This window comes from Paraburkholderia lycopersici (assembly GCF_900096975.1).
Classification (GTDB): Bacteria; Pseudomonadota; Gammaproteobacteria; order Burkholderiales; family Burkholderiaceae; genus Paraburkholderia; species Paraburkholderia lycopersici.
The window spans coordinates 469067-481496 of the sequence record NZ_FMYQ01000001.1 but is presented as its reverse complement, the minus strand read 5'-3'; the positions used below and the strand labels follow the sequence as shown (position 1 = coordinate 481496).

At 66.7% G+C, this 12430-nt stretch carries 11 protein-coding genes; 2 read left to right on the top strand and 9 right to left on the bottom strand.

Going from position 1 to position 12430, the window contains the following annotated elements; genetic code table 11:
• Position 1: 1 nt before the first annotated feature.
• On the bottom strand, positions 2–1786 hold the full coding sequence (argS, locus tag BLU17_RS02105) for an arginine--tRNA ligase (protein WP_091993748.1): 1785 nt from the start codon (positions 1784–1786) through the stop codon (positions 2–4).
• 325 nt (positions 1787–2111) lie between these two features.
• Here argS and BLU17_RS02100 point away from each other — a divergent pair, with 325 nt between their 5' ends.
• Entirely contained in the window at positions 2112–2438 is a 327-nt protein-coding gene (locus BLU17_RS02100; RefSeq protein WP_091993746.1) for a DUF1840 domain-containing protein, read from the top strand.
• Positions 2439–2602: 164 nt separating this feature from the next.
• Here BLU17_RS02100 and BLU17_RS02095 read toward each other — a convergent pair whose 3' ends face one another.
• The 8 genes from BLU17_RS02095 to BLU17_RS02065 all read right to left on the bottom strand — a co-directional run bounded on the left by BLU17_RS02095 (position 2603) and on the right by BLU17_RS02065 (position 11270).
• Positions 2603–2806, bottom strand: coding sequence for an acid-shock protein (locus BLU17_RS02095; RefSeq protein ID WP_091993744.1), 204 nt, complete (start codon positions 2804–2806; stop codon positions 2603–2605).
• Positions 2803–3057: a hypothetical protein gene (locus BLU17_RS32160; protein ID WP_143189158.1), complete on the bottom strand. Its 255-nt coding sequence runs from the start codon at positions 3055–3057 to the stop codon at positions 2803–2805. Before BLU17_RS32160 ends, BLU17_RS02095 begins: the two co-directional genes overlap by 4 nt.
• A 2-nt stretch (positions 3058–3059) precedes the next feature.
• Positions 3060–5792 (bottom strand): methionine synthase, encoded by a 2733-nt coding sequence (gene metH / locus BLU17_RS02090; RefSeq protein WP_281247787.1) that lies wholly within the window; start codon positions 5790–5792, stop codon positions 3060–3062.
• A gap of 56 nt (positions 5793–5848) precedes the next feature.
• Positions 5849–6940 carry a homocysteine S-methyltransferase family protein gene (locus BLU17_RS02085; protein WP_091993741.1) on the bottom strand — a complete coding sequence of 364 codons (1092 nt, stop codon included), beginning with the start codon at positions 6938–6940 and terminating at the stop codon, positions 5849–5851.
• A gap of 176 nt (positions 6941–7116) precedes the next feature.
• Positions 7117–7374, bottom strand: coding sequence for a BTH_I0359 family protein (locus tag BLU17_RS02080; protein ID WP_091993738.1), 258 nt, complete (start codon positions 7372–7374; stop codon positions 7117–7119).
• A gap of 184 nt (positions 7375–7558) precedes the next feature.
• A complete protein-coding gene (gene pcaD, locus BLU17_RS02075) occupies positions 7559–8347 on the bottom strand; it encodes a 3-oxoadipate enol-lactonase (RefSeq protein WP_091993735.1) in 789 nt (262 codons plus the stop codon).
• A gap of 403 nt (positions 8348–8750) precedes the next feature.
• Positions 8751–10193 (bottom strand): DUF3108 domain-containing protein, encoded by a 1443-nt coding sequence (locus BLU17_RS02070; protein WP_091993732.1) that lies wholly within the window; start codon positions 10191–10193, stop codon positions 8751–8753.
• Between the two features lie 162 nt (positions 10194–10355).
• Positions 10356–11270: an IclR family transcriptional regulator gene (locus tag BLU17_RS02065; RefSeq protein WP_091993730.1), complete on the bottom strand. Its 915-nt coding sequence runs from the start codon at positions 11268–11270 to the stop codon at positions 10356–10358.
• A 106-nt stretch (positions 11271–11376) separates the two neighbouring features.
• Between BLU17_RS02065 and BLU17_RS02060 the strand changes: the two genes are divergently transcribed.
• On the top strand, positions 11377–12369 hold the full coding sequence (locus tag BLU17_RS02060) for a fumarylacetoacetate hydrolase family protein (RefSeq protein WP_091993728.1): 993 nt from the start codon (positions 11377–11379) through the stop codon (positions 12367–12369).
• Positions 12370–12430: the final 61 nt, after the last annotated feature.

Sequence of the window (12430 nt, the reverse complement as noted above, 5' to 3'; positions counted from 1 at the left end):
GTTACATGCGCTCGGGCGCGGACACGCCGATCACGGCCAGCCCGTTGGCGAGCACCTGGCGCGTGGCCGCGAGCAGGGCGACGCGGGCGTCGCGCTCGGCGGCGTCGTCGACGAGAACGCGTTCGGCATTGTAGAACGAGTGAAACTCAGCGGCGAGTTCGCGCAGGTAGAACGCTACGGCGTGCGGCGCCAGCTCGCTCGCCGCATGCGTGAGCATGTCGGGGAATTCGCCGAGCTTCGCGATGAGCGCGAGCGCGCGCTCGCTCGAAAGCGGCGCGAGATCGACCTTGGGCAGCGCGGCCAGGTTGCCGCCGAACTTGCCTTGCCAGTCGCCGAGGATCGACGAGATGCGCGCGTGCGCGTACTGCACGTAGTACACCGGGTTTTCGTCGTTTTCCTTCAGCGCGAGGTCGATGTCGAACACGAATTCGGTGTCGGCCTTGCGCGAGATGAGGAAAAAGCGCACGGCGTCGCGGCCGCGGCGGATGGTGGCCTCGTCGAGCAGATCGGGCGAGACTTCATTGCCGGGGTTCGCGCCGCCCGACCATTCGATCAGGTCGCGCACCGTCACGTAGCTGCCCGCGCGCTTGGAGATCTTCACTTCCTGACCGTCGCGCATTACGGTGACCATCTTGTGCAGCACGTAGTCGGGATAGCCCTTCGGAATGCCGATGCCGAGCGCCTGCAGGCCCGCGCGCACGCGCGCGATGGTGCCGTGGTGGTCGGAGCCCTGCACGTTGATGACCTTCGTGAAACCGCGTTCCCACTTGGTGACGTGGTAGGCGACGTCGGGCAGGAAGTAAGTGTAGGTGCCGTCGGACTTGCGCATCACGCGGTCCTTGTCGTCGCCGTAGTCGGTGGTCCTGAGCCACAGCGCGCCGTCCTGCTCGTAGGTCTCGCCCGAGGCGACGAGCGCCTCGACGGTCTTCTCCACGCGCCCTTCCGTGTACAGCGACGATTCGAGGTAATAACGGTCGAACTTCACGCCGAACGCCTGCAAGTCGAGATCCTGCTCGTGGCGCAGATAGGCCACGGCGAAGCGGCGGATCGCCTCCAGGTTCTCCGGGTCCTGCGCGCCCTTCACGGGCTCGCCGTCCTTGGCCGCCACCGTCGCGCCCGCGAGATAGTCGCGGGCGATGTCGGCGATGTACTCGCCGTTGTACGCGGCCTCGGGCCATTCGGCGTCGCCGGGCTTGAAGCCGCGCGCGCGCGCCTGGGTGGAGACGGCGAGGTTGTGGATCTGCACGCCCGCGTCGTTGTAGTAGAACTCGCGGTGCACGTCGTACCCCTGCGAGGCGAGGACGTTCGAGATGGCGTCGCCGAGGGCGGCCTGGCGGCCGTGGCCCACGTGCAGCGGCCCCGTGGGATTCGCCGAGACGAATTCCACGAGCACGCGCTTGCCGGCTTCGCGCGCCGAGCGGCCGAATGCCTCGCCCTGCTCGAACACGGCGCCGATCACGGCGCGCTTGGCGTTCGCGGAAAGTCGAATATTGATGAAGCCCGGGCCGGCCACTTCGGCCGCTTCGACGAGGCCTGCGGCCTCGGGGTGCGCGAGCGCGGCGTCGACGATCTGCTGCGCGAGCTGGCGCGGGTTCGCGCGCATGGGCTTGGCGAGCTGCATCGCGACGTTGCAGGCGACGTCGCCGTGAGCCGCGACTTTCGGGCGCTCGAGCGCGATCGCGGGCACGACGAATGCGGCTTCGCTCGCGCCTTCGGTGGTCTTCGCCACCTGGGCGACAGCTTGCGCGAGCAGGGTCTCCAGGGTGTGTTTCTGTGCGGGCAGCATGCTGGTTGCAGGTCCTGTGCGGGTAATGGGATGCGGGGCCGGCTGGCTGCGGGGCTTGTCCGGGCCCTGGCTTGCCGGCGCTTGCCGCCGAATACGGGTGAGGGCGCGCTCATCGCGGCGGACCGCCCGATGCGGGCGGCCTCGTTGCGGCAGGCGGCGTGGGGGGACGCCCGGGCGCCGCGCCCTGCGGGTAATTCCGTCCTGACGGATTTTAGCAGGTGCTAATATGTGAAATGAGGTCGCGCGACATGGGCCGCCTTGGCCCGCCTGGCTTCGCAGGCCGGAGCCTCAAGCGCAGATCCGAAAAATCATAAAGGGAACAGACATGCTGGTTACTTTTAAATGTCATGCGTCGCCCGACGTCACGATGCTCGAAAATCTCGCACAGTACCTGCTCGGCATCATCGGCAAGCGGCTCGGCCCGCGCGGCGTGATTACTCACGACGAACTCGACGCCGCCATCACCAAGCTTGAAGCGGCTATCGCCACGGACAAAAAAGAGCGCTCCGAGCACGAAGGTCACTTCCATGAAGGCGAGGAAGGCCGCGATCACCACGAACTGCCGGTCGGTCTCGCACAACGCGCGTTTCCTTTCCTCGATATGCTGCGTGCCGCGAAGAAGGAACAGAACGACATCGTATGGGGCATTTGAGGTCCCTTCGGCGGCGAATCGCCCCGGTGGGAGGCGTTGCTGTGCTGCGGCCAATTGGCGCACCGGCAAGCCCATGATACCAACCGGTTCGACATTCCTTAAGCAAAGAGCCCGCATGTGCGGGCTCTTTGCTTTTGAGCAGCGCGGCTCGCGCCCGGCTCACCTCATTCGCTGGCGGCCGCCGGCTCGGCCGCCGACGCAGCCGACTTCTTCACCTTCTTTTTCTTCGGCTTCTTCACGTGTTGCTCGGTGGGGGACGAGTACGACGATACCGGGCTCGCCTGCTGCGGTGCGGCCGGCTGGGCGAACGACGGCTGCGCGAGCGCGGCGACGCCGAAGGCGGTCAACATCAACATCAGCTTTTTCATACGATTTTCTCCGTCGAGTTGCTTTTAAGGATTTGCTGATGATCGAGCCCGCGCGGCGGCGCAGCCTGGGTGTCGCCGCGTGTGGCCAGTGTCATGCGGGTCTTGCGGAGCCATCTTACAAAGCCGAAAAATTGCGCGCGCGTAATCTTCACCTTGCTGGACGCCATATGTCGGCCGGCGACAACAGGGGGCCTGCGGGAAGAAAGCGCGGCTGGCGCGCGCACGCGTTCAGCGTGCGCGGCCTCGAGCACGTTTAGAGCTGCGGCGCGAGCGCGCGGCGGGCATCCTCTTCGGAGAGCGCCATCCGGCGCGCGTAGTCGGCGAGCTGGTCCTGGCCGATCTTGCCCACCGAGAAGTACGTGCTGTCCGGATGCGCGAGGTAGAAGCCCGAAACGCTCGCGGCCGGCAGCATGGCCAGCGATTCCGTCACGCTCATGCCGATCTCGTCCGCCTGCAGGTACTCGAACATGTCGCGCTTCACGAGGTGATCGGGGCACGCCGGATAGCCCGGCGCCGGACGGATGCCCACGTACTTCTCGGCGATCAGCGCGTCGTTGCCGAGCGTCTCGTCGGCCGCGTAGCCCCACAGGTCGCGGCGCACGCGCGCGTGCATCGCCTCGGCGAACGCTTCTGCGAAGCGGTCGGCGAGCGCCTTGAGCATGATCGCGCTGTAGTCGTCGTGGTCCTTCTCGAACTGCGCCTCCTTCACGTCCACGCCGATGCCGGCCGTGACCGCGAACATGCCGATGTAGTCGGCCACGCCCGAGTCCTTCGGCGCGATGAAGTCGGCCAGCGACCGGTTCGGGCGCATCACGCCGTCCACCACGGGGCGCACCGACTGCTGGCGCAGGTTGCGCCACGTGAGCGCGATTTCGCTGCGCGATTCGTCGGTGTAGATCTCGATGTCGTCGTCGTTCACGGTGTTCGCGGGCAAGAGTGCGATCACGCCGTTCGCCGTGAGCCAGCGGCCCTGGATCAGCCGCGCGAGCATCGACTTCGCGTCGGAGAACACCTTGCGCGCCGATTCGCCCACGATTTCGTCGTTGAGAATCTGCGGATACGGGCCGGCGAGATCCCACGTCTGAAAGAACGGACCCCAGTCGATGTAGTTCGCGAGCTCGTTGAGATCGAAGTTCCTGAACACGCGGCGGCCGATGAACTTCGGTTTCGCGGGCCTGAAATTCGCCCAGTCGATCTTCGTCTTGTTGGCGCGCGCCTCGGCGAGCGTGACGAGGGGCGTCGCCTTCCTGTTCGCGTGCTGGTCGCGGATGCGCTCGTAGTCACCCTTGAGTTCGTCGATGTACTTCGCCGCGCCTTCGTCCGAAAGCAGGCTCGACGCCACGGAAACCGAGCGCGACGCATCGGGCACGTACACGACCGGTCCTTCGTAGTGCGGCGCGATCTTCACGGCCGTGTGCACGCGCGAGGTCGTGGCGCCGCCGATCAGCAGCGGAATCTTCTTCACGCGGAAGTAGTCGTCGCGCTGCATTTCGCTCGCGACGTAAGCCATCTCTTCGAGCGACGGCGTAATGAGTCCCGAAAGGCCCACGATGTCCGCGCCCTCGATCTTCGCCTTCGCGAGAATCTCGTTGCACGGGACCATCACGCCCATGTTGACCACTTCGAAGTTGTTGCACTGGAGCACCACCGACACGATGTTCTTGCCGATGTCGTGCACGTCGCCCTTCACGGTCGCGATGACGATCTTGCCCTTCGCGCGCACGTCGCCGCCCGCTTCGGCGAGCCTGCGCTTTTCTTCCTCGATGAACGGAATGAGGTGCGCCACGGCCTGCTTCATCACGCGCGCCGACTTCACCACCTGCGGCAGGAACATCTTGCCCTGGCCGAACAGGTCGCCGACGACGTTCATGCCGTCCATGAGCGGGCCTTCGATCACGTTGATCGGGCGGCCGCCGCCGCCCATGATCTTCACGCGCGCTTCTTCGGTGTCCTCGACGATGAAGTTCGTGATGCCGTGCACGAGCGCATGGGCAAGACGCTTTTCGACGTCCTGGTTGCGCCATTCGAGGTTCTCTTCCTTCTTCGCGGCGCCGGTCTTGAACTTGTCGGCGATTTCGAGCAGGCGGTCGGTCGCGTCGGGGCGGCGGTTGAGCACCACGTCCTCCACGCGCTCGCGCAGTTCGGGGTCGAGCTCGGCATACACGCCGAGCTGGCCCGCGTTCACGATGCCCATGTCCATGCCCGCCTGGATGGCGTGGTAGAGGAACACGGTGTGGATCGCCTCGCGCACCGGGTCGTTGCCGCGGAACGAGAACGACACGTTCGACACGCCGCCGCTCACCTTCGCGTAGGGCAGGTGCTGCTTGATCCAGCGCGTGGCCTCGATGAAGTCCACGGCGTAGTTGTTGTGCTCCTCGATGCCCGTCGCGACCGCGAAGATGTTCGGGTCGAAGATGATGTCCTCGGGCGCGAAGCCCACTTCGTTCACGAGGATGTCGTAGGAGCGCTGGCAGATCGTGGTCTTGCGCTCGAAGGTGTCGGCCTGGCCCTGCTCGTCGAAGGCCATCACCACGCTGGCCGCGCCGTAGCGGCGAATCAGCTTCGCGTGATGGACGAACGCGTCCTTGCCCTCCTTGAGCGAGATCGAGTTGACGATGGCCTTGCCCTGCACGCACTGCAGGCCCGCCTCGATCACATCCCACTTCGACGAGTCGATCATGACCGGCACGCGCGCGATGTCGGGCTCGGAGGCGATCAGGTTCATGAAGCGCACCATCGCCGCCTTCGAGTCGAGCATGGCCTCGTCCATGTTGACGTCGATGACCTGCGCGCCGTTCTCGACCTGCTGGCGCGCGACCGCGAGCGCCTCGTCGAACTGGCCGTTGAGGATCATCCGCGCGAAGGCCTTCGAGCCGGTCACGTTGGTGCGCTCGCCCACGTTGATGAACAGCGTGCCTTCGGTCACGTTGAAGGGCTCGAGGCCGGAAAGGCGCAGGGTATGGTCAGTCATGGCGGGGGACCGGATCGTAGGTTGTCGGTGGGCGCGGCGCGCGATGCGGCGTCCGGGCGAGTGTCGGGCTGTCAGGCCGCGTCGCGGTACTGGCCGGGCCAGCGGCGCGGCTTCACTTCGGCCAGCGCCTTCGCGATCGCGGCGATGTGCTCGGGCGTCGTGCCGCAGCAGCCGCCCGCGACGTTCACGAGACCGGCGCTCGCAAATTCCTTGAGCAGTCCCGAGGTGTCGGCGGGCGTTTCGTCGAAACCGGTGTCGCTCATCGGGTTCGGCAGGCCCGCGTTCGGATAGCACGAGACATACGTATCGCAGAGCTTCGCCAGCTCGGCGATGTACGGACGCATGAGCGCCGCGCCGAGCGCGCAGTTCAGGCCGAACGTGAGCGGCTTCGCGTGGCGCAGCGAATTCCAGAACGCCTCGACGGTCTGGCCCGAGAGAATGCGGCCCGAGGCGTCGGTGACGGTGCCCGAGATCATGATCGGCAGATTCTCGCCGGTGTCCTCGAACAATTGGTCGAGCGCGAACAGCGCGGCTTTCGCGTTGAGCGTGTCGAAGATCGTCTCGACGAGGAACAGGTCGCAGCCGCCGTCCATGAGCGCTTTGGCCTGCTCGTAGTACGCGCGGCGCAGCTCTTCGAACGTGACGTTGCGCGCGCCCGGATCGTTCACGTCGGGCGAGATGCTGGCCGTTTTCGGCGTCGGCCCGATCGCGCCCGCGACGAAGCGCGGCTTGTCCGGCGTCGAATATTTGTCGCACGCGGCGCGCGCGAGTTTCGCCGATTCGAGGTTCATCTCGACGACGAGATCTTCCATGCCGTAGTCGGCCTGGGCGACGGTCGTGGCGCCGAACGTGTTGGTCTCGATGATGTCCGCGCCGGCCGCGAGGTACTGCTCGTGAATCTCGCTGATGATCTGCGGCTGCGTGATCGAGAGCAGCTCGTTGTTGCCCTTGACGTCGCGCGGGAAGTCCTTGAAGCGCTCGCCGTTGCCTTTGCCGCGATAGGCCGCTTCGTCGAGCTTGTAGCGCTGGATCATCGTGCCCATCGCACCGTCGAGGATCAGGATGCGCGAGGCGAGCAGCGCGGGCAGGGCGGCGCCGCGCGTGTAGTTGGCGTCCCCGGCGGGGCGCGTGGCATGCGAGGCTTGTGCGGCAGGCTGGTTCATGGATCGCGGGCGGGCTTGGCGCCGGTCGAACTGGGAAACCCAATATTGTAGCCGCAGCCGGGGCGGCCCGCTGGCGGCGGGCGCGGCGAGGGCCCAAAAGAAAACCCCGCCCGGCAAGCCGGACGGGGTTTCGTGTGAAGGGCGCCGCGCGTTGAGTGCCGCTGGGTGCGCTAGCGTCAGTGAAGCACGACGGGTTGCTGCATGAGGCTGTCGAACTGTCCGAGGAATTCGTCGACTTCATCGAGCGACTGGTCTTCTTCCATCAGCTTTTGCACGTCTTCGCGAAAACGTGCCGCCATCGCGCCGTCGATGAAAATCTCGCGGCGCGCGTTCTTGTCGACGATTTCATAGCCGCCCGCGCGCATGGCGCTGTGGCCGTCCTGCGGAGGAAACTCGACGACGCAATAGTTGGGACTGTTGTAGATCATTTGCATGGCGACACTCCTTTTTCCTGTGCTCCCTGACCTTCTGGGTCAATACTTGGAGCGTTCGTTCTGGAATTCAAGGGGTGGGTCCCGCATCACCTCTTATGTGGACTGCTCTCCCTTTTCGCTTCTACCGCAACTGCTACGCCAACCGCGTCTACTGCCGCTGTCATACCGCCTTGGTTCGAACAGGTTAGACCAACTGCTTGAGAAACGTTTCGAGCAGCGCCGTGAAACGGTGCGACTCCTCTACCGGGGCCAGATGCGCTGCATCCAGCACTACGAAATGAGACCCTTCGATGGACTTCGCCAGTGCCTGCGTCGCCGTGGGGGGCGTACCGTTGTCGTAGCGGCCCGCCACCGCGAGCGCGGGCACGCGTAGCTGCGCGAGCCGCGCTTGCACGTCGAAATCGCGCAGCGCTTCGCAGGCCATCGCATAGCCTTCCGAAGGGGTCCGTAATAAAACGTCACGAATCTGCGAAACGGTTTGCGCGTGCGCGTGACGGAAATCGCCGGAGAACCAGCGCGCCATCGTTGCGTCCGCGAGGGCCGCGAGACCGTCGCGGCGTACGGTGGCGGCGCGCTCGTTCCAGATCGCACGCGCCTCGGGCGGCGTATGGCTCGCCGTGTCGCAAAGCGCGAGCGTGACGACGCGCTGCGGATAATCGAGCGCGAACTGCTGCGCAATCATGCCGCCCATCGACATGCCGACGAGATGCACATGCTCGATGTCGTTTGCGTCGAGGAGTGCGGCGAGGTCGGCGGCGAGCTGCGCGAAGCCGAAGGGTTCGCCCGCTACCGCGCTTGCGCCGTGGCCGCGCACGTCATAGCGCAACACGCTGTGGCGATGACGGAAATGCCCGGCGAGCGTGTCCCACACCGAATGATCGCCGCCCAGTTGATGAATGAACGCGAGCGCGGGTCCGCCGCTCCTGTCGTCGAAGACATAGTGCGTATCGATGCCGTTGACAGTCACTTGCATGGGTTCCTCCTTCGCCTTCCAGGCTGGGAGTCAAGCCGTTTGCGAAGTACTGCGTGCACGCGATGCCGGTGCAGCAAGCCGCGCGCCCGGAGCGCGCGGATCGCGGATGATGCGCGTTGCGATATTCGTTGTGTTGTGCGGTCGCGTCCCTGTTTGCTGCGTTGTCTGTTGCGTACGCGCTGCTTTTATAGGTCTTTTGCAGCGTTGCATGTGTTCGTTTGCGATCGCGCGCGGAAGTCGTGCTCCCCTTTCGTCTGCTTGTTTTCGTGGCCTTCATGGCGCGCGACGCGTTGCGATTCCGGTCCGATTCCAGTCGCAAAGCTCGATTTCAGTATGCGCCATTTCATGATTTTCTGCCGGGGAGCGGGCCGGCGCCGATCATGCGGTGTGTGCGCTCGCGCGCTTAGGGATGCTCGGGCACCGGGCCGGGCGACGAGGGCGAGGGCCGCGCGTTATCCGCAGGCGTCGGCGGCGGGAGTTCTGTCTGCGTGTTCGCGGGCGTCGCTGGACGCTGCGGTTGTGGCTGGGGTTGCGGCACAGCGGGCGTTGCGGATGGCGCCGATGTTGTGTCGGACGTCGCGTCGGGCGCTGCGGCGGGTAGCGCGCCGGGCGTCTCGCTGGTCGTTTCGCTCGCAGCTTCGTCTGGCGTTGGCGCAGACTCGCTCGTCGCTGGCGCGGTGGGCACGGCGAGCGCGCCGCGCCACACCAGCTCGAACTGATTGCCGTTCGGCTCGGTCTGCACGAGACGCACCGGCAACCAGCCGAGCGAGGGTGCGAGCCACACGTCGATGCGCCGCTTGTCGCCCTCGCGGCGCGGCAGGCGCATGAAGTGGCGCGCGGCGACGAAACCGCGGTCCGTGTTCACGGCTTCGTCGCCGATCGTGGTGATGGGCCACGTTTCGCCGCTGTCGTTGTCCGCGACGTAGAACTCCCGCGTGACGCCTGGCTTGTACGCGTCGGGGTCGCCGCGCACGAGGCTCGCGAGCTGCATCACCATGCTGAAGCGGTCCTGCGCGCCGTCGGGCAGCGCGAGCGAGTTGGGCGTGCGCGTGAACACGATCTGCTTGTCGGTGCGATTGAAGACCGTCACGTCGGAAGGACGATGGCCGCGCTTTTCGATGTACTGATCGGGCGCGAGGCCGAAGGCGTCCACGCGGCCCTTGCTCGTCCAGCTGAAATTGCCGACGAAGGGCAGGGGCACGGAAACGACCATCTCGTAGCGCTGCCCGTCGCTCGACCAGTGGATCGTGCCGGGTTGATTGCGCACGCCGTTGTAGAACGTGTCGTACTGCAGATCGCCCGATGGCGGGACCGAGAACTTCAGGCCATGCGAAGCCTGCGCGGCTTGCGCCGACGGCTGCTTGCCGTTGCCGGGCGCCGTACTCGCCGCGGCGCTTGCGCCGCCGCTCGCGCTTTCTGCCGAAGCTGCAGATGATGCGGTTTCGGGCGCGGAAGCCGCCTGCGTGTCAGGCTGCGCCGCCGGGGGCGCGGCAGCCTGCTTCGGATGCGGTCTGGGCGGCGTCAATGCGTGCAGCGTGTGCGGTTGCGCAGGCTTCGGCGCGGGTTTGGGCGCGGCACGCGAGGGCGCGGGGCTCGCGGGCCGGGCTTCGCGCTCGATGCGCTCGGGCTTGAGCAGCGCGACCTGCACCGGCACGCGCACGTGCGTGACGGGCGGCGGCGCGCCGTGATGCCGCTCGAACCATTCGGCCGCGAGCCAGTGGAGCGCCGTCACGGCGACGAACACGCCGACCCAGCGCCACGCGCGCATGCGACGCGGCGCACGTGAGTCGCGGTCAACGCGGCGGTCGAGGCGGCGTGCCTCGCGCGAGGTGGCGGGAGTGGACATCGGGCGGTTCGTCGTGCTTGCGAGGGGCGTTAGCGGGTACGTTAATGTGACACAACGCGCCGGGCGTGCGCGAAAAGCGGCGCGCTCGCTAACCGGCGCCGCATGTGCCCATGCGCGTCAGGGCAACGCGCATGCCCGCTGGCTCGCATGCCGCCTTCGCCTTCAACGCGGTGCCGGACTGTACCCCAATTCGTACGACAGCTTTTGCGCGCAGGCGCGCAGCGCGGTATCGACGGCGCCGTTCCACTCGATGTCGAACGCGCCTTCGTGACCGAGCGCGATGAGTCCGAGCGCGAGTTCGCCGCTCGCGTCGAACACAGGTGTGCAGAATGCGTGGATGGTCGGCAGCAGCATGCCCTCGACGCGCGCCGCGCCGTGCTCGCGGACCTGCTCGAGCGCGCGTTCGAGCGCTTCGGCCGTGCGCGGCGTCTCGCCGTACGAGTAGTGCTGCGCGCCCGCGAGCTCGCGCTCGATCATCGTGCCGGTCTTGCTGCGCGGCAGATAGGCGGCGAACAGCAGGCCCGTAGCGGAACTGAGCATCGGCATCACGTCGCCGAGCTTGAGCGCCGCCTTGGCGGGATGGCTCGACTCCAGCCAGTGGACGACGGTCGGCCCCTGGTTGCCCCACACGGCGATGCCCACGGTGATGTCGAGCGCGTCGCGCAATTCGGCGAGCGCGATGCGCGCGAGCTTCACGCCATCCACGCGCGCCAGACGCGCGAGACCGAGCTGAAGCGCGAAGCCGCCCAGTTCGTAGCGCCCCGAAAGCGGGTCCTGCGCAACCATGCCGAGGCGCAGGAAGCTCACGAGATAGCGGTGCGCCTTCGCCGGGCTCATGCCCGCGCGCTGCGCGAGGTCGCGCAGCATCATCGCGCGCGGCTCGCTCGCCAGCACGTCGAGCAGGCGAAAGCCGACCTCGATCGACTGGATGCCGGAGCGCAGCTTTTCTTCGCCGGCTTCGGCCGTTTCGGCGGATTCCGCGGCGCCGGTGTCGGCGTCGGCCTCGGCGAAGCTGGCGAGGTCATTGGCGTTCGTGGCGTTCGTGCGCGGCGAGGCGAGGCGGGCGGTAGGCGGCATGGATGCGTCGTGGTGTAGGGAATGCGGCGAGCGGCGCGCCTGCTTGGGTCGCGCCGATTCACCATCGTAGAATACATTTCCCTTATCGTCACTCACGTCTCATTCCATGAAACTTGCCACGCTGAAGGACGGCACTCGCGACGGGCAGTTGATCGTCGTTTCCCGCGACCTGCGCAGCGCCGCCATTGCCGATGCGATCGCGCCCACGCTGCAGCGCGTGCTCGACGACTGGCGCTTCTACGCGCCGCAGCTCGCCGAACTCTACGACGCGCTCAACCACGGCCGCGCGCGCAACGCGTTCAGTTTCGACGCGCGCGACTGCATGGCGCCGCTGCCGCGTGCGTACCAGTGGGCCGACGGTTCGTCCTACGTGAACCACGTCGAACTCGTGCGCCGCGCGCGAGGCGCCGAGATGCCCGCCGAATTCTGGACCGACCCGCTCATGTACCAGGGCGGCAGCGACGACTTCATCGGTCCGTGCGATGACATCGTGTGCGCGTCCGAGGCGTTCGGCATCGACTTCGAGGCCGAGGTGGCCGTCGTGACCGGCGACGTGGCGATGGGCGCGAGCCCCGACGAAGCGCTCAAGGCCGTGCGGCTCGTCACGCTCGTCAACGACGTGTCGTTGCGCAATCTGATTCCTGCCGAGCTCGCGAAGGGCTTCGGCTTTTTCCAGAGCAAGCCGGCCAGCGCGTTCACGCCCGTTGCGGTCACGCCCGACGAGCTCGGCGAGCATTGGCGCGAAGGGCGCGTGCATCTGCCGCTCGTCGTGCACTGGAACGGCAGGAAGGTCGGCCAGCCCGACGCGGGCACCGACATGGTGTTCCACTTCGGCCAGCTGATCGCCCATGCCGCGAAGACGCGCAATCTGCGCGCGGGCGCGATCGTCGGTTCGGGCACGGTCTCGAACAAGGACGCGAAGCGAGGCTACTGCTGCATCGCCGAGAAGCGCTGCCTCGAGATGATCGAGCACGGGCAGGCGAGCACGGCGTTCATGAAGTTCGGCGACAGCGTGAAGATCGAAATGCTCGACGAAGCGGGCAAGTCGATCTTCGGCGCAATCGACCAGGCCGTGGCGCCGCTCGCGGGCGCGCAGTGAGCGCAGCCAGGCCGGAGCCTGAAGGGTTTCGCCGGATGCCGCGCGCCGCGCGTGCGGCTAC